The organism is Vibrio sp. 10N.261.55.C5, from assembly GCF_041470505.1.
GTDB lineage: Bacteria > Pseudomonadota > Gammaproteobacteria > Enterobacterales > Vibrionaceae > Vibrio > Vibrio crassostreae_C.
Genome location: NZ_JBFRMS010000065.1, coordinates 25,491 through 50,123, shown reverse-complemented (window position 1 = coordinate 50,123; position 24,633 = coordinate 25,491). Strand labels below are relative to the sequence as shown.

Sequence of the window (24,633 nt, the reverse complement as noted above, 5' to 3'; positions counted from 1 at the left end):
ACAACGGCAAAAAATAAGAGAAAGGCTATGAAGATCATTATTCTAGGTGCTGGACAAGTTGGCGGTACCCTTGCTGAAAACCTAGTGGGTGAAAACAATGACATCACGATCGTCGACCGTAATGCCGACCGACTTCGTGAACTTCAGGACAAATACGACCTTAGGGTTGTAAACGGTTATGCCAGCCACCCGAACACACTACGTGAAGCGGGCGCGCAAGATGCCGACATGTTGGTTGCCGTAACCAACATGGATGAAACCAACATGGCCGCATGTCAGGTTGCCTTCTCTCTGTTTAATACGCCAAACCGAATTGCTCGTATTCGTTCTCCTCAATATCTAGAAGAGAAAGAAGCGCTCTTCAAATCAGGTGCTATCCCAGTCGATCACCTGATTGCACCCGAAGAGCTAGTGACCAGCTACATCGAGCGCCTGATTCAATATCCAGGTGCACTGCAGGTTGTGAGTTTTGCTGAACAGAAGGTTAGCCTAGTAGCAGTAAAAGCCTACTACGGTGGTCCACTGGTTGGTAACGCACTGTCTGCTTTGCGTGAGCATATGCCGCACATCGATACTCGTGTTGCCGCGATTTTCCGTCAAGGTCGCCCTATTCGCCCACAAGGCACCACCATCATTGAAGCCGATGATGAAGTGTTCTTCGTCGCAGCGAGTAACCATATCCGCTCAGTAATGAGTGAACTACAACGCCTAGAGAAGCCGTACCGCCGCATCATGATTGTTGGCGGTGGTAACATTGGTGCAAGCTTGGCTAAACGCCTTGAACAGAGCTACAGTATCAAGCTTATCGAGCGCAGCTACACTCGCGCCGAGAAGCTATCTGAAGAATTAGAAAACACCATCGTATTCTGTGGTGATGCAGCAGACCAAGAGCTGCTGACCGAGGAGAACATCGATCAAGTTGATGTGTTCATCGCCCTAACCAATGAAGATGAAACCAACATCATGTCAGCAATGCTGGCGAAGCGAATGGGTGCCAAGAAGGTAATGGTACTGATTCAACGTGGCGCTTATGTCGACCTTGTTCAGGGTGGTGTGATTGATATTGCTATCTCGCCACAGCAAGCGACCATTTCTGCGCTGCTTACTCACGTTCGTCGTGCTGATATCGTAAACGTATCCTCTCTACGTCGCGGCGCTGCAGAGGCGATCGAAGCGATTGCTCACGGTGACGAAACCACCTCTAAAGTGGTTGGCCGAGCGATTGGCGACATCAAGTTACCACCGGGCACCACTATTGGTGCGATTGTTCGCGGAGAAGAAGTACTTATCGCGCACGATAGAACCGTAATCGAACAGGATGACCACGTAGTGATGTTCCTAGTGGACAAGAAATACGTACCGGATGTTGAGTCTCTATTCCAACCGAGCCCGTTCTTCTTATAGCCTTGTTCTCGTGAGCTTCTTCTCGCAACTTTCTTTTGTGAGAACGGCGCTCCGGCACAAAGCTGTAATCAATTAAAGCTATGGTCTATTAAGCTATGGTCAACTTTCGTCCGATATTATTAGTGATAGGGTTAGTGTTATCAAAACTCGCCCTTTTCATGTACATCCCTACATTGGTTGCCTTTTTCACAGGCACCGGTGGCTTCCTCGAGTTTGGTCAGTCGGTAGTGATCACGCACATTGTGGCGTTCATCTGCTTGAGCTTAGGCCGTTCAGCTAAGTTCCGACTTGGGGTACGGGATATGTTCCTGATCACCTCTCTGGTATGGACGATAGCCAGTGCCTTTGCTGCACTGCCGTTTGTCTTCATCAACCACATCAGCTTCATTGACGCCTATTTTGAAACCATGTCTGGTATCACCACGACAGGCTCAACCGTATTAAGCGGCTTAGACAGCATGGCTCCAAGTATTCTGTTGTGGCGTTCAATACTGCAATGGTTAGGTGGTATCGGCTTCATCGTGATGGCGGTAGCGGTTCTACCAATGCTCAACGTCGGTGGTATGCGCCTGTTCCAAACCGAATCATCCGATTGGTCAGATAAAAGTAGCCCACGAGCGAAAACAGTCGCGAAAAACATCGTGGCGGTTTATTTGGTTCTGACAGGCTTATGCATTATTAGTTATTTGTTTGCAGGCATGGGCATCTTTGATGCGATCAATCACGCGTTCACAACACTGTCGACGGGTGGTTACTCAACATCAGATAGCTCAATGAACCACTTCTCCAACAGCGCTCACTGGGTAGGAACCCTGTTCATGTTCCTTGGCGGTCTGCCATTCCTACTGTTTGTCAGCGCACTGCGTGGTAGAAAACTCTCAATCCTCTACAAAGACGCGCAAGTGAGAGGCTTCACGTATCTATTCTTAGTCACCAGTGCCGTGATATCGACATGGTTGGTGGTTAGAGATGACTACACAGTCATGGATGCGATGCGTGTTTCGATGTTCAACATTGTATCTGTTGTGACTACAACCGGTTTTGGCTTAGAAGACTTCACCGCGTGGGGCGCACTGCCAACCACCTTATTTGCGTTTCTAATGATGGCGGGCGCGTGCTCGGGTTCAACCTCTGGTGGTATCAAGATCTTCCGCTTCCAGATCGCGATGACCATGCTTCATAAACAGATGATGAAACTGATTCACCCGTCGGGCGTATTTGTTCAACGCTATAACCAACGACCAGTGAATGACGACATTGTGCGTTCACTGGTCGCATTTGGTTTGATGTTCTTTATTACGATTATCCTAATTGCAGGCGGCTTGAGCGCAATGGGACTTGATCCCGTGACCAGTATATCTGGCGCTATCACAGCCGTTGCCAACGTTGGTCCAGGTATGGGCAGCGTGATCGGTCCAACCGGGAACTTTGCTCCACTGCCCGACGCTGCTAAATGGTTGCTAAGCTTAGGAATGCTGATGGGGCGACTCGAGATACTGACGCTCATTGTTCTATTTTTCCCAGCCTTTTGGCGACGCTAACCAAGCACAAAATCAAGGAAACACAGATGAAATCATACGTACTTCTCGCTGGCGCATTGCTCGCAAACTCAGTATTCGTAAGTTCTGCCTTTGCTGATCAAATGGTCACACTGCCTGATGGAAAACAAGTGTTACTCAAAGATGATTTTACTTGGCAATACGTGGCACCGAAGCAAACGGAAACAGCAGCGACAACATCAGAGATCGAAGCGCCTATTGCAGCAGCCCCTGTCGTAGCCGTACCTGTCGCAACGAACACGCGTGGCACTACGATTGTGGTTAATAGTAAAAAGCCAAGCTTACAGCTGTCTCAGTCAGGAGTGGATGTTGTACTGGGTGCAAGTCGCTATGAAGACGGTGAGCTTATCATTCCGACAGCCATCACTAACCAAGGCACTCAAGCGGTCATTTTGGTATCACTTAACATCAGCGTATTTACTGCAGAAGGTGAGTTGTTGGCAGAAGAAGAAGTTGCTGTGTGGAAATCAATCAAACGAATGGCCGACACATACCTACGACCAAAGACGGGTGAAGAAGGCAAGCTCATCAAGCTCGACCTAGAACAACACCCTGAATATCAGATTAAAGCTGAGATTACTGAGGTGCTGACTCGTTAAACCGGAGTCACGTACAGATAGATAGCGAAGAAATGGCAAGCGCAGCCCGCCAACACAAACAAATGCCAGATGGCATGATTGTAAGGGATGCGTTTTGCCACATAGAAAATCACACCCAACGAGTAAATCACGCCACCGAGTGCTAGTAGCACCAAACCACCCATCTCGATATTCATCGCCAGTTGATAAACCACAATCAGCGATAACCAACCCATCGCCAAGTAAGTCACCAATGACAAACGCTTAAATCGGTAGACGAAGGCAATCTTCATAATGATTCCGACTAGCGCGATACCCCAAATCACTGCCATCAAACCCATCGCCAATGGTGTTCTTAAACTCACCAATAAAAATGGCGTGTAACTGCCCGCGATCAATAAGTAGATCGCACAGTGATCGAGAGTTTTCAGTAATCGCTTGGTCTTTTCTGTGGTGATCGAGTGATAAAGCGTGGAAGCGAGAAAGAGTAGGATAATACTGCTGCCATATACCGCCATACTCGCAATAGTCAGTATGTCGGCTTGATGGTCAAACGCACGAATCAGCAGCAGGATTAAACCAACCACGCCAAGCACAACACCCAAGCCATGGGTTATCGCATTGGCGCGTTCTTCGATGTCACTGTATTCGCTCGCCGATGATGCAGACATGATTATCCTACTAGAGTAAATGTTCGATTTGCCTAGTATTGCACATTAAGCTTACACGTGTAAGCTTAAGTTTTTATGACATCTTTTATGACATTAATAACGCCTAAACGGTGTGATGAAGCTAAGGTCTCTAAAGCTACAGAACCAAAGAGCTAACTAAGATGCGTTGTCTAGATACTCAAGTACCATCTTGCCCGCATCTTGTGGTGACGTATCCAATGGCACACTCAATTGACGCTGCAGTTGGCCAATGCCTAACAAGCTCGCCAACATGCCTTTTGCACCATCGCGATTGCGGTCTATCTCAAACCACAGCTTAAGCTCCGTATCATCACGATGAGCAACCACTTCCAGCTCACGCCAGCGGCCATGATAAGGGCCTGTGGTTGGAACAAATTCAAACTCTTGTACAAACGGTAATTCAAAGCCATCTACCGCTTCACATTCAACTTGGCGAATACGCAGACCTTGAGCTTCGAGTTCGTTAAAAATGCCATCAAGTAGCGCATCAGGACGAACCGTTAAAATATCCTTATCCGAAGGGTCAATCGCCATCGCAATATCGAGCCCGGTTTCAAGCCACACCTTTGAGTCACCAATCGTCACTGGGGTATTCAACGGCACATCAAACTCGCATTCAAAGTCACGAGTTTCTCCCGGCTGAATCACAAAGGAATACGGCAGGCTCCATTTGGCCAACGAGTATGTTTGGTGCATTCGACGTGTTTGACCGCCCTCTTGCCTTTGCGAATTCATAGTAATTTCTTTGACGTAACGACAGCACAAGTTGAGATCGATATTGTCGATCTCTTGTGGCTGAGCGCCACCATAGACATGCACAATAATGCTCGCCTTCTTGCCTGGATAAAGCACTTCCTGTTGCAATACAGAATCCACCTTGGCAGATCCAATTCCAAAACTTGCTAACGTTTTCTTTAAGAACGACATATGCACCTCCTTTAAAGCATCATCTTAAGCCTGAAAGAGGTTCAAACTCAAATATACTGCTCACACTATTTTAGCTCTAATATCGTCTATTTATCACTCAGGCGTCGATCGATAACTTAGATAGTGATAATCTAAGCCTTGATATGCATGCATATCATTATCCTGATTTATTTTTCGGATTGGCGAAAGCCAGACGAGTGACGCTTCAAGCAATTGAGGTGGAGCTCATGGTAAATCAGGCCATTAGATTGGCAATGGATATGCCTGACCGTTAGGTAAATTAATGCGCCCAACAGCTGTCAGGTTCTCGCACACCAACCGTAGTGCGATGCGTCGTCGTAGTGGCTTTGTTGCTGCTCCAACGGCTAAGAAATTGGCTCCTACAATGACTCTAGTTAAGAAGACTGCTTTATTAGCACCGACTACAACGAAAGTGATTAAAGCCGCTTAACAAAAAGCGCAGTTTTTACTGCGCTTTTTTCTTGCCCGCTCCCATCTTGAAATGTGTTTACACATTGGTATTCCCTACCCGATTTGATACCTTAGCCACAAATCATTATAAAATTTGTGGAGAAATAAAGTATGAAGTGTCACCGCATTGAAGAACTGCTTGAACTGATGGAGCCTGAGTGGCAGAAAGATCAAGAGCTTAACCTATTAGAGTTCATCATTAAACTATCAAAAGAAGCGGGCTACCAAGGCAAGCTTGAAGAACTGACTGACGATGTTCTTATCTATCACCTAAAAATGCGCAACAGCGAAAAAGATGAGATGATCCCGGGCCTGAAAAAAGACCAAGAAGATGATTTCAAAACCGCAATTCTAAAAGCACGTGGCCTTCTTTAGTCGCCCGTTAGTTTAGAGCTCAATTGCCGTATAGATAAAACACTCAATTTTAAAAAGCGACCACCAGGTCGCTTTTTTGTTTCTGTTCGCTATTTTTTCGTCACAACTGTTATGACTTTTGTTGTTAAAGGTTGATAGCGTTAAAGAAATGAGAACAAGATTGTCGCTATAATCGCCATCCATAAGAATCTTCTAAAATAATAAGAGTGAGTGCGATAACAACAAATGCACCAAGCTCAATTTCAACAGGTTCTCTAAACCATACTTTCAAGTAATGTCGTCATGCCCGACTTAACCGGGCAAACAAGCCACAAAAAGGATAGTCCATGAGTCAGGATAAAATCGATATCAAAGATGTGACTCCTAAAACCTTTAACCCGAAAACACATAAAGGTAATGGAGATCGATTTAACCCAAGTAACCGAATCTATGTTCGAGAAAGCAAAGGTAAATTCCAACAACTGCGTCGCTATGGCGGTTGGTTCTTACTTTTACTTTTTGCGCTTATCCCATGGATTCCCTTTGGTGAACGTCAAGCGATCTTGCTCGATATCGGCAGCCAACAGTTCAACTTCTTTGGCACCACCTTATACCCGCAAGATCTGACCCTACTCGCGATCCTATTTATGATTGCCGCGTTTGGCCTGTTTTTCATAACCACCTTCTTAGGCCGTGTCTGGTGTGGCTATTTATGCCCACAAACCGTCTGGACCTTCATGTATATCTGGTTCGAAGAGAAGCTAGAAGGCGCTGCCAATAAGCGAAGAAAACAAGACTCGGGCAAACTGACGAGCAATTTAATCCTCAGAAAAACCATCAAACACATTGCGTGGTGGGCGATAGCCATTGCGACGGGCTTAACCTTTGTTGGTTACTTCATCCCAATCAAAGAGTTAGTGGTTGGCTTCTTTACCTTTAACTCGTCTTTCTGGCCGGTGTTTTGGGTACTGTTCTTTGCTGGATGTACTTATGCCAATGCGGGTTGGATGCGTTCAATTGTTTGTCTGCACATGTGTCCTTACGCGCGTTTCCAGTCGGCAATGTTCGATAAAGACACCTTCATCGTTGGTTACAACACAGAACGTGGTGAAAGCCGTGGCCCTCGCTCTCGTAAAGCCGATCCAAAAGAGCTTGGTCTAGGCGACTGTATTGACTGTAATCTGTGTGTACAAGTGTGCCCTACGGGTATCGATATCCGTGACGGCCTGCAATACGAGTGTATTAACTGCGGCGCGTGTATTGATGCCTGTGACAACACGATGGAGCGTATGGGCTATGAGAAAGGCCTGATCAATTACACCACCGAGCACAGACTTGAAGGTCACTCGACCAAGGTAATGCGTCCCAAGCTGTTGGGCTATGGCGCTATCTTGATCGTGATGCTGGGCTTGTTCTTCGCCCAAATCGCGAGCGTTGATCCTGCCGGCCTAAGTGTTCTGCGTGACCGAAACCAACTGTTTAGAGTCAATAACCAAGGGTTGGTTGAAAACACCTACACCTTGAAAGTGATCAACAAGACTCAACAAGAGCAAGAGTACAAACTCGATGTTAGCGGACTGCCCGATTCTATCTGGTATGGTAAACAGACGATTACTGTCGATCCAGGCGAGGTTTTGAACCTACCTATCAGTTTGGGCGCCGACCCAGAAAAACTGAGCTCACCAGTTTCGACAATTCAGTTTATACTCTCGGATAATGAAGAGTTTACGATGGAAGTCGAAAGCCGCTTTATCAAGAAGCTCTGATACCCGCACCGTAGTGCTTGGTATAACAACCCAATAAATGGAAAAAGGCTCAGTAATGAGCCTTTTTTATTCTATGACGATGCAAGCCTTTAACTTTGATAACCTGACTCCTGACTTCATGTGGTACGCACTGGAGAGCATCGGAGTTCGCGCTGAATCCGGGCTTCTCGCTCTCAACAGTTACGAAAACCGTGTCTATCAGTTCACCGATGAAGACCGTAAGCGCTACGTCGTTAAGTTTTACCGTCCACAACGCTGGAACAAGGCACAGATCCAAGAAGAGCATGACTTCGCACTCGAGCTTATCGAACAAGAGATGCCGGTTGCGCCTCCAATGCGAATCAACGGTGCAACCTTACATGAATACCAAGGCTACCTATTTGCACTATTTGAAAGTGTTGGCGGCAGACAGTATGAAGTTGACAATCTAGATCAATTGGAAGGCGTAGGACGCTTTCTTGGTCGTATTCATAAAGCCAGCGCGGGAAGAACATTCCAGCATCGCCCGACCATCAGCTTAGATGAATACCTTTATCAGCCACGTAAGATTCTAGAGAACTCTCAGTTTATCCCGACGCACCTAGAAAATGCCTTCTTCAATGACGTTGACCTTCTGATCAAAGAGCTAGAGAGCCAGTGGCCGAGCAACATTGAGAATATCCGCCTGCACGGTGACTGCCACCCTGGCAATATTTTGTGGCGCGATGGGCCAATGTTCGTCGATCTTGATGACGCACGTAACGGCCCTGCGATACAAGATCTGTGGATGCTGCTCAATGGCGAGCGCCAAGATAAGCTGATGCAACTGGATATTTTGCTAGAGAGTTACCAAGAGTTTTGCGATTTTAATACCGCACAACTGAAACTAATCGAACCACTACGCGGTCTACGTATGGTGCATTACATGGCATGGTTGGCGAAACGATGGCACGATCCTGCGTTTCCTCTGGCCTTCCCGTGGTTTAATGATCCGAAATATTGGGAGCAACAAGTACTTGCTTGTAAAGAGCAAATTGCTACCCTGCAAGAGCCACCACTTTCGTTAATGCCTCAGTGGTAACAGCAATCGCAACATACAACTAGATAAAAATTCAAACATAATGGAGATTGGATAAATGAAAAAGCTATTCGCATTTTTCTCATTGATCATGTTGAGCCTTACCGCTCACGCTGCGAAATTTAACGAAGGTGAACACTACAAAGTTCTCGACCTAGAAGCATCAAAAAAACCAATGGTGACAGAGTTCTTCTCTTTTTACTGCCCACACTGTAATAGCTTTGAGCCAATCATCCAGCAGCTAAAACAACAGCTACCTAAAGACGCTAAGCTACAGAAGAACCATGTTTCATTCATGGGTGGCAACATGGGTCTGCCAATGAGCAAAGCTTACGCGACAATGATTGCACTGAAAGTTGAAGATAAAATGGTGCCAGTGATGTTTAACCGCATCCACACAATGAACAAGCCACCACGTGATGAAGAAGAACTGCGTCAAATCTTCCTAGACGAAGGCGTTGATGCGAAGAAATTCGATGCTGCGTATAACGGCTTTGCTGTAGATTCTATGGTTCGTCGCTTCGACAAAGCATTCAAAGACAGCGGCCTTTCAGGTGTACCCGCTGTTGTGGTTAACAACCGCTACCTAGTAGAAGCTCAAGGTATCAACTCTCTTGATGAGTACTTCGAGCTCGTGAACTTCTTATTAAAGAAGTAAGCCATTGATGAAAGGAAGCTTCGGCTTCCTTTTTTTTGCTAGTTCAAAAATCATTATTGATAAATAATTAACCTGGAAGTTTAAAGCTTTACTGCTATTAATAACCCGTCCTAAGAACCGGTGGGCAAGGAGCCCTTGAATGAAAATAAAAATAACTCTCTTGGCATTGAGCGTTGCGGCTTCTCCCGCTTTTGCCAAGCTTGCAGACCAACAAGGTTTCAGTGGTGAAATCTCTCTCAATACCGGGGTTACCTCTTCCACCTCGAACTTTAATACCGATGCTGATAGCAATCTTTCATCCACAGATCAGAAGGCTTCTTCGGAAAGCTCTTTTCTGGTTGCTCCTTTAGGTAGTGTTGCTTATACCTTTGGTGAAAAGCTAAACCATCAGGTATACACAGGTACCGCGCGAGATGATGTAGCAACAGGTACTGTAGTTCTCGAAGTCGGTTACAAATACCAACTTGAGTCAGGCATGGTGATCGACGCTTCACTGCTGCCAACCATTATGTCTGGTGAAACTTGGGCTGATCCATACAACACCACATCAGCTCGCACCAAGACCGATGAAACTGGCAATGCGTTTCGTTTGAAGCTAAGCAACATTGCGGGCTCAGCTTTCTCGCTAGACATGGCCTATGCGACCAAAGATGTCGACAAGGATGATATTCAAGATCAAGAGCTCAAACGAGATGCCAATACTCTCTACTTGAAAGGTCAATATCGCCTGCCACTTAGTCGTACCATGATGCTTATTCCATCCGTCATCTATCAAACACGTGATGCTGATGGTAAAGCTGAATCTTACGACCAATTCGGTGGTGAGGTAAGCTTGTTTGGTGGCATGGGGCGTCACAAGTACGCACTAACAGCGGGTTACAACCAACGCTCTTACGATGCGAGCAACCCGATCTACGACAAGAAACGCAGCGACGACAATATCAACCTATTCGCCGCCTATGAGTATGATCAATTCATGGATTGGGAAAACTGGTCGTTTATTTCACTGGCAGGCTACGGCACCAGCGACTCGAACATTACCTTCTACGACGAGTCTCAATATATAGTTTCAGTTGGCTTGAACTACAAGTTCTAACCTTAGCGAGTATGAACTGCAATCCAACGAAAGCCTGCATCTAAGCAGGCTTTTTCTGCTTGCTAGACAGCTTGAGCCGTGAGTTGTTTCAGCAAGCGATCCATCGCGCGATAGCCTAGCGCTTCTGATAGATGTTTCTTTTCGATCTGCTCGTTACCGTCAAGGTCGGCAATGGTTCGTGCCACCTTAATAATTCGATGATAAGCACGAATCGATAAACCCAAGCGATGTAGTGCTGTCTCAAGAAACTCTGCATCTTCGCGTCGCAGTGGGCAATACTTCTCAATTTCTCGGCTACCTAACAGTGCATTCGATTTATGGTTGCGAGATAGCATTAACTCTCGCGCCTGCCTAACCCTTTGCTTAACTACTTGAGTGGTTTCACCGCGATCACCGCCTTCGGCCAACATTCCTTTTGGCAACAGAGGTATCTCCAATGACATATCGAACCTATCCAGCAAGGGCCCAGATAAGCGATTGAGGTAACGCAGAATGATCTGTGGGTTGGCGCGCGCCTGGTTACCTTCGTAATAACCCGTTGGACTTGGGTTAAGTGCACCGACCAATTGAAAACGCGCAGGAAAACGAGTCTTGCCCGCAGCACGGGAGATAATGATCTCGCCCGACTCTAGTGGCTCTCGTAATGAATCAAGCACCTTGCGCTCAAACTCCGGCATCTCATCTAAGAACAATAAGCCGTTATGCGCTAAAGAGATCTCTCCGGGGCGAGGCACCGAACCACCACCCACTAATGCCGCCATTGAACTGGAATGGTGAGGAGAGCGAAAAGGTCGTTGCTTCCAGTTGTATTGATTGATTTCTTGTTGCGTTAACGAGGCCACCGACGCGGTTTCCATCGCTTCGTCATCACTCATTTCAGGTAATAGGTCACGCAGTCGAGAAGCGAGCATAGTTTTTCCGGTTCCGGGTGGGCCAAGAAACAATAAGTTATGATTCCCAGCAGCGGCTATCTCTAGAGCTCGCTTTCCTTGTTGTTGGCCGATAATATCTTGTAGGTCGCGAAGCACTGAAACATCAGCCTGATGATGTTCCGTTCTATATAGCCCAAGCTGAGCCTGTCCACACATGTCAGCACAAACCTCCAACAAGGTTTGTGCAGATTTATGCGCTCCCTTGCCCACCAGCGCAGCCTGATCACCGTTATGATGTGGGACAACTAAGCATCGCTCTACACTGTCGGCGGCTAACGTCGCAGGCAAAACGCCCTTTACCGAGCGAAGTTCTCCTGACAATGCCAACTCACCGATAAATTCATGTTGAGCTATTTTTGATGTCGGAAGCTGATCTGACGCCACCAAAATCCCAAGCGCGATGGGCAGGTCAAAACGGCCACCTTCTTTGGGCAAATCGGCTGGGGCGAGATTGACCGTGATTCTTTTCGATGGAAACTCAAAGCGAGAATTGATGATCGCGCTTCTCACTCGGTCTTTAGATTCCTTGACCGTTGTTTCAGGTAGACCCACCAGCGTGAAGCCAGGCATTCCGTTGCTTATATGCACCTCAACGGTCACTTCTGGCGCCTCTACACCCACACTAGCTCGGCTATGAATTATCGCGAGTCCCATAACTTTCCTTTGTCTTTGATTTAAAAGTATTCGCTCTGGATATTCGTTGCTCACCAAAGCGATAAGGTTGTTATATAGCTTGGTGGAATGGTATTTTAATGTGAAAAAAGAATGACATTTCCCTTGTCATGCGGCAGATTTGTGTGATAACACTAGAGATGTAGACATTTACTGAAGACAATAAACGAGAAAACTCGAATATTATGATTTTTAACGCTCGCATTTACGCACTGATTAACCTGATTATCGTAGTCATTATTAAGACTGCGCGGGGGCGAGTGGGAAGAAAGTAACCACGAATTAGAAAAAACCCCCGCACTGACAAGTCCGGGGGTTTTTTCTAATTTAAACATTCGATTTTTATATTTTTGAGCATTTTCGGCTTTGCCGATTTACAGGAAGAATGGGAGCACAAGATGTGCAGAGACAAAGGAAACAGTTACCAAAATAAAGGTAATACGGGAGAATTCCGATGAAAGGCGCAGAACTAGTCGTATCCGCACTCAAGCAACAAGGAATTGAGACCGTATTTGGTTACCCCGGTGGTGCCATCATGCCAATCTACGATGCACTCTATGACGGCGGGGTTGAACATATCCTATGTCGCCATGAGCAAGGCGCCGCTATGGCCGCGATCGGCATGGCTAGAGCAACACAAGATGTCGCTGTTTGTATGGCAACCTCGGGACCAGGTGCAACCAACCTAGTTACTGGCCTTGCTGATGCCTTTATGGATTCAATCCCATTGGTTGCTATCACAGGTCAGGTTGCAAGTTCCCACATTGGTACCGATGCATTCCAAGAAATGGATGTGATTGGTATGTCTCTGTCATGTACTAAACACAGCTACCTAGTAACTGATATTGAAGAGCTAGCTCCAACCCTCGCTGAAGCGTTTGTGGTAGCAAAGTCTGGCCGCCCTGGCCCGGTTATCGTCGATATCGCTAAAGACGTTCAACTAGCAGAAGCACCTGTTAACGCTCTTCCTGAATTTACTCCACCCGCAATTCCTGTTGCGACAACTGATGCCATTGAACAGGCACAGTACTTTTTTTCTCAAGCGACCCGTCCTGTTTTATACGTAGGTGGTGGTGTTCAACTTGCTAAAGCAACCGATGCGGTTCGTGAGTTTTTACGCCTAAACCCAATGCCAGCAGTAAGCACACTGAAAGGCTTGGGCACTATCGAACGTGACGACCCACACTACCTTGGCATGCTGGGTATGCACGGCACTAAAGCCGCTAACCTTGTGGTTCAAGAGAGTGACCTGTTGATTGTTGTCGGTGCTCGTTTTGATGACCGAGTAACTGGCAAACTCGATACCTTTGCGCCGCATGCTAAGGTTATCCATATCGATATCGATGCCGCTGAGTTCAGCAAACTGCGTCTTGCCAATGCGCCAATTCGCGGTGACATCAACAAGATCATGCCTCAACTAGAGCTAAGCCAAGACATCTCCTCTTGGGTTCATCACTCTGAAGGTCTTCGTAGCTCATTCAAATGGCGTTACGACCACCCTGGTGATCTGATTTTTGCTCCACTGCTGTTGAAGCAACTGTCAGACATGATGCCAGCAAGCTCTATCGTATCGACTGATGTGGGCCAACACCAAATGTGGGCAGCTCAGCACATTCAGCCTCGCGATCCACAGAACTTCATTACCTCTGCCGGTTTAGGCACCATGGGCTTTGGCTTGCCAGCTGCAATGGGTGCTTCGGTTGGGCGTCCTGATGACCAATCTATTCTTATCTCTGGTGATGGATCGTTCATGATGAACGTGCAAGAGCTTGGCACGCTGAAACGCCGCCAAATCCCAGTGAAGATGGTACTTCTTAACAACTCTCGCTTGGGTATGGTTCGCCAATGGCAATCGTTGTTCTTCGATGGCCGCCATAGTGAAACTATCCTAGATGACAACCCAGACTTCGTAATGCTAGCGAAAGCGTTCGATATCCCGGGTAAAACCATCACGCGTAAAGAAGAAGTAGAGCCAGCACTAAAAGAGATGCTAGAGAGCAAAACCGCCTACCTACTTCATGTTCTTATCGATGAAGAAGAGAACGTATGGCCACTAGTACCGCCAGGTGCTTCAAACAGTGAGATGTTGGAGAACACATAACATGAAAAGATACCTATTAGACATCAAAGCCGATGATAAGCCTGTACTACTAGAGCGTGTTCTTCGTGTTATCCGCCACCGTGGCTTTATTGTTAAGCAAGTAGCGGGCACTCAAAACCACGAAAGCAAAGTGGCGAGTGTTGAGATCATTGTAGACAGTGACCGTCCGATCTCTTTCTTAGTCAATCAAATCGAAAAGCTGTGGGATGTGCGTACCGTTGACGTTATCTCTATCAGTCGTAATGAATTGCCAAACAACAACTTACAACAAAAGATAAACGCATAAGGAACCACAAACATGACAGCTAAAACGGCAGACTATATTTGGTTTAACGGTGAGATGGTTCCTTGGGCAGAGGCGAACGTTCACGTCCTGACTCACGCAATGCACTACGGTACTTCTGTGTTTGAAGGTGTTCGTTGTTACAACACACCAAAAGGGCCGGTTATCTTCCGTCACCCTGAACACGCTAAGCGCCTAAAAGACTCAGCAAAAATCTACCGCTTCCCTATTCCTTACACAGAGGAAGAAATTATGGAAGCGACTCGCGAAACGCTACGTCAAAATAAGCTAGAGTCAGCGTACATCCGCCCTCTCGGCTTTGTTGGTAACGTAGGTTTGGGCGTATGCCCTCCAGAAAACACTGAGATGGAACTTATCATCGCTGCTTTCCCTTGGGGTTCTTACCTAGGTGAAGAAGCGCTAGAAAACGGCGTTGATGCAATGATTTCTAGCTGGAACCGTGCCGCTCCAAACACGATCCCAACCGCAGCAAAAGCCGGTGGTAACTACCTATCTTCACTATTAGTTGGTGGCGAAGCTCGCCGTCATGGTTACGATGAAGGCATCGCACTGAGTGTTGATGGTTACCTTTCTGAAGGGGCTGGTGAGAACATCTTTGTGGTACGTAACGGCGTGCTATCCACACCACCAGCGACCAGTGCGATTCTGCCGGGTATCACGCGTGATTCGATCATGACACTAGCAAAAGACATGGGTTATGAGATCCGTGAAGAGAACATTGCTCGTGAAGCGCTATACCTTGCCGATGAAGTATTCATGACAGGCACAGCGGCGGAAATCGTTCCGGTTCGCAGCGTAGACAAAATTACAGTAGGTGAAGGCAAACGCGGTCCTATCACTGAAAAAGTTCAAGCGGCTTACTTTGGTCTATTCAATGGAACCACTGAAGATAAGTGGGGCTGGTTAGACTACGTTTACCCAGCAGACCAAACTTCAGAAAACCAAACGCAAACAACTAAGTAAGCAACAGCCAAATATTTTATAAGGATTTAAGCAATGCCAATCTATCGTTCAGCAACGACTACCCACGGACGCAACATGGCTGGTGCGCGCGCTTTATGGCGTGCAACTGGCGTTAAAGATGATGACTTCGGTAAGCCAATCATCGCAGTTGTAAACTCTTTCACTCAATTCGTACCAGGCCACGTTCACCTTAAAGATATGGGTCAATTGGTAGCAGGTGAAATCGAGAAAGCGGGCGGTATCGCTAAAGAATTCAACACCATCGCAGTCGATGATGGTATCGCAATGGGCCACGGCGGCATGCTGTACTCACTGCCATCACGTGAGCTTATCGCGGATTCAGTAGAATACATGGTCAATGCACACTGTGCGGATGCGATGGTGTGTATCTCTAACTGTGACAAAATCACTCCGGGAATGATGATGGCAGCAATGCGCCTTAACATCCCAGTGATCTTTGTATCAGGCGGCCCAATGGAAGCGGGTAAAACCAAGCTTTCCGATCAAATCATCAAGTTAGACCTTGTTGATGCAATGATTCAAGGTGCCGATCCAACGATTTCTGATGAGCAAAGTGAGCAAGTAGAACGTTCTGCGTGTCCGACATGTGGTTCTTGTTCAGGTATGTTCACGGCTAACTCAATGAACTGTCTAACTGAAGCGCTAGGCCTATCTCAGCCTGGTAACGGTTCTATGCTAGCAACGCACGCTGACCGTGAAGAGCTATTCATCAATGCTGGTAAGCGTATCGTTGACCTAACCAAGCGTTACTACGAGCAAGATGACGCATCAGCACTGCCTCGTAACATCGCGAACCGCGCAGCCTTTGAAAATGCAATGGCTCTAGATATCGCAATGGGTGGCTCGAGTAACACCGTTCTTCACCTATTGGCAGCAGCTCAAGAAGGTGAAGTCGACTTTGATATGGGTGATATCGACGAGATGTCTCGCCGCGTTCCACACCTATGTAAGGTTGCGCCTTCAACACCTAAATACCACATGGAAGACGTTCACCGCGCTGGTGGTGTTATGGCTATCCTAGGTGAACTAGACCGCGCAGGCCTACTGAACAACCAAACTCGCACTGTACTTGGCCTAAGCATGCAAGAGCAGCTAGCTCAATACGACATCATGCAGACAGAAGACGAAGCGGTACTTAAGTTCTTCCGCGCGGGCCCAGCAGGTATTCGTACCACCAAAGCCTTCTCACAAGATTGCCGTTGGGATCGTCTTGATGACGACCGTAAAGAAGGTTGTATCCGTACTAAAGAGAATGCATTCAGCCAAGAAGGTGGCCTAGCCGTACTTTCAGGCAACATCGCCGTTGACGGTTGTATCGTTAAGACAGCAGGTGTTGATGAAGAGAACCTGAAATTCCAAGGTCCTGCTATCGTATTTGAAAGCCAAGATAGTGCTGTTGATGGCATCTTAGGTGGCAAAGTGAAAGCGGGCGAAGTGGTTGTTATTCGTTACGAAGGTCCTAAAGGTGGTCCGGGCATGCAAGAAATGCTTTACCCAACCACTTACCTAAAATCAATGGGTCTAGGCAAGTCTTGTGCTCTATTAACAGATGGTCGTTTCTCGGGTGGTACATCGGGTCTGTCTATCGGTCACGCTTCTCCAGAAGCAGCAAGTGGCGGTGTGATTGGTCTAGTAAACACTGGCGATATCATCACTATCGACATCCCTAGCCGTTCGATCACACTTGATGTGCCTGAAGCTGAACTAGAAGCGCGTCGTGTTAAGCAAGACGCACTAGGCTGGAAACCAGAAAACCGTCAGCGTGAAGTGTCTTTTGCACTGAAAGCTTACGCAAGCATGGCGACCAGTGCCGACAAAGGCGCCGTGCGTGATAAGTCTAAGCTAGAGGGCTAGTCTATGAGTGATGACACGGTCAGTCCCCAAAAACAAACTGGCGCAGATTATCTGCGTCAGATCCTGAGAGCGCCAGTTTACGAAGCCGCAATCGTGACACCTCTGCAAGAGATGCCTCGCTTAAGTGCTCGCATTGGTAATCAGGTTCAGCTAAAGCGTGAAGACCGTCAGCCGGTCCACTCGTTCAAGCTACGTGGTGCCTACAACATGGTATCAAGCCTTTCAGAGCAACAGAAAGCCGCAGGTGTGATTGCAGCATCGGCAGGTAACCATGCTCAAGGTATGGCGCTGTCCGGTTCTAAGCTTGGTATTCAAACCACGATTGTGATGCCAAAAACCACACCAGACATCAAGGTTGATGCGGTACGTGGCTTTGGCGGTAACGTAGTTCTACACGGCAGCAACTTTGATGAAGCTAAAGCTGAAGCAGAACGCCTTTCCGCAGAACATGGCTACACCTTTGTGCCTCCATTCGATCACCCATTGGTGATCGCCGGACAGGGCACCATGGGTATGGAAATGCTTCAGCAAAATGGTCACATGGATTACATCTTTGTGCCTGTCGGTGGTGGTGGTTTGGCTGCGGGTGTTGCCGTGCTAGTTAAGCAATTGATGCCGGAAATAAAAGTCATCGCGGTTGAACCTGAAGATTCATCTTGCTTGAAAGCAGCCCTCGATGCCGGTGAGCCAGTAGTACTGGATCAAGTCAGCATGTTTGCCGATGGCGTTGCGGTTAAGCGCATTGGTGAAGAGACATTCCGTCTGTGTCAGCAGTACATCGATGGTCACATTGCCGTGTCTAGCGATGAGATCTGCTCTGCGGTCAAAGACATCTTTGAAGACACTCGTGCGATTGCCGAGCCTTCTGGTGCGCTTGCTCTGGCTGGTTTAAAGAAGTTTGCAGAGCAGAATCAACTGCAAGGCAAGCAACTGGCGACGGTACTGTCTGGTGCTAACACCAACTTCCACGGTCTGCGTTATGTCTCTGAACGTTGTGAACTAGGTGAGAAGCGAGAAGGTCTACTTGCGGTTACGATTCCAGAGCGACAAGGAGCATTCCTAGAGTTCTGTAATATTATTGGTGGTCGAGCGGTAACTGAGTTTAACTACCGCCACAACGACGAAAGCCTAGCGAATATCTTCGTTGGTGTACGCCTACAAGGTGGTCAAGAAGAACTCGAACACATCATCAATGACTTACGTGAGGGCGGCTACCCGGTTGTCGATCTCTCTGATGATGAGATGGCAAAACTGCACATTCGCTACATGATTGGCGGTAAACCATCGAAGCCACTGAAAGAACGCCTATACAGCTTTGAGTTCCCAGAGTACCCAGGTGCATTGATTAAATTCCTTGATACCTTAGGGACACACTGGAATATCAGCCTATTCAATTACCGTAACCACGGTGCCGACTACGGCCGTGTATTGTGTGGCTTTGAACTTGAAGACGATGATTTGGCTCAGTTCTCAACACATCTACGAGAGCTTGGCTATCAGTGTAAAGATGAAACCGATAACCCTTCCTACAAGTTCTTCTTGTCATAAGAGTTAACGACCGAATCAAAAAGAGCGAGTATTTACTCGCTCTTTTTATTGGTGCTGATTCAACTCAAACTTGAAAAGGATCTTCTCGCTAAGATCATTAGACCGCCTTGCGATGATCCAACCAATCTTGGTGAAGTTGTTCACTCGATCCTAGGTATTTCACCATCCACTCGATCAACTTATGGTTATCGTCTTTTCGCCACACCAAACAACAATGACTCTGCGGACTCGGTTCAGGCAGTATTTTTTCCACCAGCAAGCCTTGTTCGATAATTGGCGCGGCAATGTGCCTCGGCATATAACCCACCCCTACTCCATTTTTAAGGCATTCAATTGCGCTATACCAATTGGGTAACAACAGGCGTCTTTGACTTGAGTAGTGGCCTGTGTGTCGCTTAGGGAGCACACTGGAGGTATCATCCAAGCAGATGGCTGGATATTTGCTCACGAACTCTTCATTGAGGTTCTGTTCGCGCACACACGGGTGACTTGGCGACATTACAAATGCCCAATCTAATTGCCCCATGTCTTTGACTTCAAAATCGCCACCAACTGGCACAGCTGAGGTGGCGCCAATCACGATATCCGCCCTGCCCTGTGCAATCGCTTCCCATGAGCCGTTGAATACCTCCATGTTGATCTGAAGTTCGGCAAACTCAAAGGTTTGATAGAACTCTTCAATCATCGGCTTCATCTTGTCGAGCTTCACCACATTATCGAGCGTCAGACGCAAGGTTTTCTTCCAACCTCGAGCTGCTCGACGAGTCTGGGCACTGACCTCTTCCATTTGCCTCAGTAGTGCACGCGCCTCTTCAATGAACAGTTCACCTGCCGGAGTGAGCTCAACCTTTCTCGGTAAACGCCTGAAAAGCAGCACATCCAGTTCTTGTTCGACCTGTCTGACACCATAACTGATCGCCGAGGGCACTTTGTGCAACTGCTCAGCCGCCGCGGTAAAACTGCCCAAGCGCGCTACCGTATCGAGCATTTCTAGAGAGGATTTAGAGAACATAAGCCTTCAAATTTTTTGATTGATAACCACATATTTTAGCGTTTTATTTTATCAGGTCTGAAAAATAGAATGTCAGCATAAATAAACAGGGGCTTTCACTTCTGTATATCAAACAATTTTTTTGATGATAAAAACATCATTACCTTTAGCTTAATGGCATCTTATGAATATTTCTAAATTTCAATTGGTCTACCTTGCAGTTCTTTCAATGCTTGGCTTTATTGCGACCGATATGTACCTTCCTGCATTTAAGGCAATGGAAGTTGATTTCGCAACCGGCCCAGAGCAGATTGCCCTGTCTTTAACGGTATTCCTTGGCGGTATGGCAATGGGTCAGCTTCTTTGGGGTCTGGCGAGTGACAAGTATGGTCACCGTAATACGCTGGCGGTTGGTCTTGTTATCTTTACTGCAGCTTCATTCGGCTTAGCATTCAGCACCGAGGTATGGCATCTACTGACACTGCGCTTCATTCAAGCGATCGGCGTATGTGCTCCTGCGGTAATCTGGCAAGCAATGGTTATCAAGCGTTACTCACAAAGCAGTAGCCAACAAATTTTTGCAACCATCATGCCTTTGGTTGCGCTATCTCCTGCATTAGCACCTCAGCTAGGTGTGTTACTGGCGGATAGCTTTGGCTGGCACAGCATCTTCATCACATTAACCTTGATGGGTGCACTGCTAGTGGCGACAACAATGGCTCAACCAAAAGAAGCGCCTGAAGTAAAACAGACATCGATTAAGACAGACATCAAGATGTTGCTTAAATCAAAGCCTTACATGGGTAATGTCTTAATGTTTGCTTCAGCATCTGCAGCGTTCTTCGCTTACCTAACGGGTATGCCAGAGATCATGGCTCAACTAGGTTATGAAGCAAAAGACATCGGTTTGAGCTTTATCCCACAAACAATCGCGTTCATGGCGGGTGGTTACTTCGGTAAGCAAGCAGTGAAGAAATATGGCGATGGCGTTGTACTAAGAAACCTTATCGGTTTGTTCAGTGTAGCGGCGATGCTTATCTTTATCGCATCACAGTGGGAACTGACGTCAATCTGGCCTCTACTTGCGCCTTTCTGTTTGATTGCTGTCGCAAACGGCGCACTTTACCCAATCGTAGTAAACCGTGCTCTATCAAGCGCTAAACAAAGCCCAGCAACAGCTGCTGGTCTACAAAACAGCCTGCAAATCAGTATCAGTGGCCTATCAAGTGCATTGGTCGCGGCAATGGCTAGCCAAGCACTAAGCGCGACGGGTATTGCCGTTGTGATCTGTTTGGGTGCGTTGTGGGTTGGCTATATTGTTTCGAACAAAGAGCTTTCTGAACACTTCGCGACACCTGACAACTCTCGAGTAGTCGCTGACGAGAAACAAGACTAGTTTCTAAGTTAACGAAAACAAAAAAGAGCGAGATTACTCGCTCTTTTTTTATATCTAAATTTTACTTCTACTTATTTTGCAGCAACTTCACCATCGACTACTTCTAACGCTGGCGCTTTATGGCGGCTATATTCATCATAGTTAACCACTCGGCTGCGGCCCATATCTTTCGCCATGTACAAAGCATTATCGGCCATCTTAACCAGAGACTCGGTATCAGACGCTGGCTTAGGATAAGTGGCGACACCTATCGAAACACCCAACTGACCTAATGACAGACCTTTATGCTCAAGGTGCATTGAACGCACCGTATCACATAAGGTTTGACCAAACTCCGTCGCTTCTTGCATTGAATAATGTGGAAGCAGTACCGCTAACTCCTCACCACCGAGTCGGCAAGCAATCTCGTCTTCGCTAACACTCTGTTTGAGCAGTGCGCTGATCTCTTTCAATACGAAGTCACCTGCATCATGACCAAAGTTGTCATTGAAGCGTTTGAAGTGATCCAAATCGAGCATCAATAGCGATAATGGCTGCTCGCTGGTGGGCGAATTCATTGAGTGCTCTTCCAGTTTTTGTTCGAAGAAACGACGGTTGAATAAGCCAGTCAGCGGATCGCTCAATGCTTGAGAACGCAGTTTCTCTTGCAAGCTGAGGTTGGCTAAAGCGAGCCCCAAGTGTTCAGAAACACTAAAAGCCAACTGTTCGATAATCGGATCAATCTTGATATCACCTTGACCAAAATAGAGGTGCATAATGCCAATGGTATTGCCGTGCGCCGTCAGCGGAATACACAAGGTTTGATTGTTGTCCATTTCATGCATGTGACCACAAGTAAGAGAATGAAAATCGTTATTCGATAGATGAGCACGCCCTTTGCGCAGCGACCAGCACTCTTCCGGAGCAAAGCTGACACTGCCTGGCCATGTTTCTCCCCAATCAAGCTGAGTGATCAACTGGTTACGAGATGCACGCATCAAAGAAACACTGCCATTCACCTGACCAAGAATACGCGGCAAGATATCTGAAACGATCTGCTGCGCCTCAACCATGTTGCTGCACGCGGCCAGCATAGTCGCAAGGCGATGCATCAGCTCAATTTCATGGGTTCTTTGGCGAATCCGTTCATCTTGCTTCTTTTGCTCCTCTTCCACTCGCTGAACGATTTGGCGATTGCTCACGTAAGAGGTGCCAATCAAGAAGCTTAAACTCAGCACGACCATGCCCACCAGTATTCCCATTAATTGGAAGTTCATCTGTTTCAATTGATGCATTGGCGAGGAGATCACGACAACGAAATCTTGTCCGTTAACGCTCTCTTTCATTGAATAATAGATTCGGTCGATGGAGGTCACGGTACTAAAACGGACATCACTGCCAATACCTTGTTGAAGCGCTTGTTGGAATTCGGGGCGGTTAGCGTGGTTTTCCACTCTCGCCAATGCATGCTCAGATAAGTCCGTATCCCCTATCACTACCCCATCGGTATTGATCACTTGAATTCGAAGGCGAGTATTGGCTTGGGTTAACCCTCCAATGTAGTGATCAACATCCACGCCAGCCGTAAATAACTCGCTGTCTTCACGAATTTCATAGATAACATCGGACATCAAAGAGACAAGATGATCGCGCTCATTCTCCACCACTAACTTTTCCAAGGTGACATAAAAGCCATAGAGACCTATTAACATTGAAAAAGACAAAATAATGATCGGCAATGTTTGCCATTTCTTTTCAACCAATATCACGATGTATTAACCCAACTTTACCGAACCGTAACCTGAATACTAACAAGCCTCCAACAAAATACAATTGGCAAATCTATTATTTCACTGTCAGTAAATTCTGACAAAAAAGCCAGCAACTGACGTTACTGGCTTTGATTGGAATCCAATTTTAAGTGCTGGAGGCGGAAAGGTTACTTCTTAGTCGGACGTTTCCAATCAGCGATCTTGCGCTCTTTAGCTCGGCTGATAACCAGCTCATTTTCCAACACATCACGCGTCACTGTAGAGCCAGCTCCAACGGTAGCACCATTACCAATCGTAACAGGCGCGATTAATTGGCTGTCTGAACCAACGAATACGTCATCACCAATAATGGTCTTAAACTTATTCGCCCCATCGTAGTTACAAGTAATTGCACCCGCACCCACGTTTACGCGCTGACCAATTTCAGCATCCCCAAGATAAGTCAGGTGGTTGGCTTTAGAGCCTTCGCCAAGGCGAGTGTTCTTCACTTCAACAAAGTTACCGACGTGCGAATCGTTACGCATGTCTGCACCAGGGCGTAGGCGAGTAAATGGACCAACCGTACAGTCTTCACCAACAGTCGCTCCTTCGATTACGCTGTATGGACGAATAACTGTGTTGTCATCGATCTCACAGTCTTTCAGCACGCAGCCAGTGCCGATAACCACGTTATCGCCAATGCTTACGCTGCCTTCGATGATAACGTTAGTATCAATCTCAACGTCCATACCGCACTGCAGTTCACCACGCAGATCAAAGCGGCTTGGGTCGCGTAGCATCACGCCTTGCTTCAATAGCTTATCGGCTTGCGTAGCTTGGTAAGCGCGCTCTAGGCGAGCCAGTTGCGAACGATCGTTAACGCCTTCCACTTCAATTGGGCTTACTGGGTGTACCGCTTCAACTGCACGACCTTCGTCGTGAGCCGCAGCGATAACGTCAGTCAGGTAATATTCACCCTGTGCGTTGTCGTTGCTTAGACCTGACAACCAGCGCTTCAGATCGCCACCAGTCGCCACCATAACGCCGGTATTGATCTCTTTGATAAGCTTCTGCTCATCCGTTGCATCTTTCTGTTCAACGATAGCCACAACAGGGCCATTACGACGAATAATACGTCCGTAGCCCATCGGGTTGTCTAACACGACAGTAAGTAGCGCGATGCCACCGTTTGGTTGAGCGTCTAATAGGTTTTCAATGGTTTCAGGTGAGATTAGTGGAACATCACCGTAGAGCACCAATACTTTTTCATCATCAGCGAAATGTGCAGATGCTTGATCCACAGCGTGACCTGTGCCGAGCTGTTCAGCTTGCAGTGCCCAGTTTACAGATTCTTCAGCTAAGGTAGCCTTCATCTGATCACCACCGTGGCCGTAAACCAGGTTGATGTTTTGAGCGCCTAGACCATTACATGTATCGATAACATGCTTCACCATTGGCTTACCCGCAAGTGTGTGCAGAACCTTTGGTGTGTTTGAATACATGCGAGTGCCTTTGCCCGCCGCGAGAATTACCGCGCTAAACTTCATTGTAAACCTATC

General features: G+C 47.1%; 21 protein-coding genes. 15 read left to right on the top strand and 6 right to left on the bottom strand.

Annotated features, from left to right (window positions below; translation table 11 throughout):
• The first annotated feature begins 27 nt into the window (after window positions 1-27).
• From trkA to AB4263_RS21490, 3 genes are all read left to right on the top strand, one after another.
• The gene (gene trkA / locus AB4263_RS21500) at window positions 28-1,404 is read left to right on the top strand and encodes a Trk system potassium transporter TrkA (protein WP_004735766.1); all 1,377 of its coding nucleotides are present in this window, start codon (window positions 28-30) and stop codon (window positions 1,402-1,404) included.
• A 95-nt stretch (window positions 1,405-1,499) separates the two neighbouring features.
• Window positions 1,500-2,945 (top strand): TrkH family potassium uptake protein, encoded by a 1,446-nt coding sequence (locus tag AB4263_RS21495; RefSeq protein ID WP_372098869.1) that lies wholly within the window; start codon window positions 1,500-1,502, stop codon window positions 2,943-2,945.
• Between the two features lie 26 nt (window positions 2,946-2,971).
• On the top strand, window positions 2,972-3,562 hold the full coding sequence (locus AB4263_RS21490; protein ID WP_372098868.1) for a DUF3157 family protein: 591 nt from the start codon (window positions 2,972-2,974) through the stop codon (window positions 3,560-3,562).
• Here AB4263_RS21490 and AB4263_RS21485 read toward each other — a convergent pair.
• Together AB4263_RS21485 and AB4263_RS21480 are read right to left on the bottom strand one after the other, a co-directional pair.
• Window positions 3,559-4,212, bottom strand: a complete 654-nt coding sequence (locus AB4263_RS21485; RefSeq protein ID WP_017063010.1) for a hemolysin III family protein — start codon at window positions 4,210-4,212, stop codon at window positions 3,559-3,561. The two genes, AB4263_RS21490 and AB4263_RS21485, sit on opposite strands and share 4 nt — an antisense overlap.
• A 156-nt stretch (window positions 4,213-4,368) precedes the next feature.
• Window positions 4,369-5,160 carry a sporulation protein gene (locus AB4263_RS21480; protein ID WP_372098867.1) on the bottom strand — a complete coding sequence of 264 codons (792 nt, stop codon included), beginning with the start codon at window positions 5,158-5,160 and terminating at the stop codon, window positions 4,369-4,371.
• 283 nt (window positions 5,161-5,443) lie between these two features.
• Here AB4263_RS21480 and AB4263_RS21475 point away from each other — a divergent pair, with 283 nt between their 5' ends.
• The 6 genes from AB4263_RS21475 (at window position 5,444) to AB4263_RS21450 (ending at window position 10,562) form a co-directional block, all read left to right on the top strand.
• Complete coding sequence (locus tag AB4263_RS21475; RefSeq protein WP_372098866.1) at window positions 5,444-5,611, top strand: hypothetical protein; 168 nt, start codon at window positions 5,444-5,446, stop codon at window positions 5,609-5,611.
• A 131-nt stretch (window positions 5,612-5,742) separates the two neighbouring features.
• Window positions 5,743-6,006: a YihD family protein gene (locus tag AB4263_RS21470; protein ID WP_009848104.1), complete on the top strand. Its 264-nt coding sequence runs from the start codon at window positions 5,743-5,745 to the stop codon at window positions 6,004-6,006.
• Window positions 6,007-6,332: 326 nt separating this feature from the next.
• The gene (gene ccoG, locus AB4263_RS21465; protein WP_017066750.1) at window positions 6,333-7,751 is read left to right on the top strand and encodes a cytochrome c oxidase accessory protein CcoG; all 1,419 of its coding nucleotides are present in this window, start codon (window positions 6,333-6,335) and stop codon (window positions 7,749-7,751) included.
• Window positions 7,752-7,824: 73 nt separating this feature from the next.
• Window positions 7,825-8,811 carry a serine/threonine protein kinase gene (locus tag AB4263_RS21460; RefSeq protein ID WP_017058781.1) on the top strand — a complete coding sequence of 329 codons (987 nt, stop codon included), beginning with the start codon at window positions 7,825-7,827 and terminating at the stop codon, window positions 8,809-8,811.
• Between the two features lie 55 nt (window positions 8,812-8,866).
• Window positions 8,867-9,466, top strand: coding sequence for a thiol:disulfide interchange protein DsbA/DsbL (locus AB4263_RS21455; RefSeq protein ID WP_017063015.1), 600 nt, complete (start codon window positions 8,867-8,869; stop codon window positions 9,464-9,466).
• Between the two features lie 139 nt (window positions 9,467-9,605).
• Window positions 9,606-10,562 carry a DUF2860 domain-containing protein gene (locus AB4263_RS21450; protein WP_017066751.1) on the top strand — a complete coding sequence of 319 codons (957 nt, stop codon included), beginning with the start codon at window positions 9,606-9,608 and terminating at the stop codon, window positions 10,560-10,562.
• 62 nt (window positions 10,563-10,624) lie between these two features.
• On the opposite strand, the gene AB4263_RS21445 is transcribed toward AB4263_RS21450, so the two are convergent.
• Window positions 10,625-12,148, bottom strand: a complete 1,524-nt coding sequence (locus AB4263_RS21445; protein WP_017058783.1) for a YifB family Mg chelatase-like AAA ATPase — start codon at window positions 12,146-12,148, stop codon at window positions 10,625-10,627.
• A 472-nt stretch (window positions 12,149-12,620) separates the two neighbouring features.
• Between AB4263_RS21445 and ilvG the strand changes: the two genes are divergently transcribed.
• From ilvG to ilvA, 5 genes are read left to right on the top strand one after another with little or no spacing between them, the layout of a single operon-like run.
• Complete coding sequence (gene ilvG, locus AB4263_RS21440) at window positions 12,621-14,267, top strand: acetolactate synthase 2 catalytic subunit (RefSeq protein ID WP_372098865.1); 1,647 nt, start codon at window positions 12,621-12,623, stop codon at window positions 14,265-14,267.
• 1 nt (window position 14,268) lies between these two features.
• Window positions 14,269-14,553, top strand: coding sequence for an acetolactate synthase 2 small subunit (gene ilvM / locus AB4263_RS21435; protein ID WP_017055442.1), 285 nt, complete (start codon window positions 14,269-14,271; stop codon window positions 14,551-14,553).
• A gap of 12 nt (window positions 14,554-14,565) precedes the next feature.
• Window positions 14,566-15,534: a branched-chain amino acid transaminase gene (locus tag AB4263_RS21430; RefSeq protein ID WP_017063017.1), complete on the top strand. Its 969-nt coding sequence runs from the start codon at window positions 14,566-14,568 to the stop codon at window positions 15,532-15,534.
• A 33-nt stretch (window positions 15,535-15,567) separates the two neighbouring features.
• Window positions 15,568-17,409, top strand: coding sequence for a dihydroxy-acid dehydratase (gene ilvD, locus AB4263_RS21425; RefSeq protein ID WP_065584155.1), 1,842 nt, complete (start codon window positions 15,568-15,570; stop codon window positions 17,407-17,409).
• A 3-nt stretch (window positions 17,410-17,412) separates the two neighbouring features.
• The gene (gene ilvA / locus AB4263_RS21420; protein ID WP_372098864.1) at window positions 17,413-18,957 is read left to right on the top strand and encodes a threonine ammonia-lyase, biosynthetic; all 1,545 of its coding nucleotides are present in this window, start codon (window positions 17,413-17,415) and stop codon (window positions 18,955-18,957) included.
• 97 nt (window positions 18,958-19,054) lie between these two features.
• Here ilvA and punR read toward each other — a convergent pair whose 3' ends face one another.
• Window positions 19,055-19,969 carry a DNA-binding transcriptional activator PunR gene (punR, locus tag AB4263_RS21415; protein ID WP_372098863.1) on the bottom strand — a complete coding sequence of 305 codons (915 nt, stop codon included), beginning with the start codon at window positions 19,967-19,969 and terminating at the stop codon, window positions 19,055-19,057.
• 163 nt (window positions 19,970-20,132) lie between these two features.
• On the opposite strand from punR, the gene punC reads away from it, so the two are divergent.
• The gene (gene punC / locus AB4263_RS21410) at window positions 20,133-21,344 is read left to right on the top strand and encodes a purine nucleoside transporter PunC (RefSeq protein ID WP_017063021.1); all 1,212 of its coding nucleotides are present in this window, start codon (window positions 20,133-20,135) and stop codon (window positions 21,342-21,344) included.
• Between the two features lie 71 nt (window positions 21,345-21,415).
• On the opposite strand, the gene AB4263_RS21405 is transcribed toward punC, so the two are convergent.
• Window positions 21,416-23,035 (bottom strand): sensor domain-containing diguanylate cyclase, encoded by a 1,620-nt coding sequence (locus AB4263_RS21405; protein WP_102429019.1) that lies wholly within the window; start codon window positions 23,033-23,035, stop codon window positions 21,416-21,418.
• 227 nt (window positions 23,036-23,262) lie between these two features.
• On the bottom strand, window positions 23,263-24,621 hold the full coding sequence (gene glmU, locus AB4263_RS21400; RefSeq protein ID WP_372098862.1) for a bifunctional UDP-N-acetylglucosamine diphosphorylase/glucosamine-1-phosphate N-acetyltransferase GlmU: 1,359 nt from the start codon (window positions 24,619-24,621) through the stop codon (window positions 23,263-23,265).
• Window positions 24,622-24,633 lie beyond the last annotated feature (12 nt).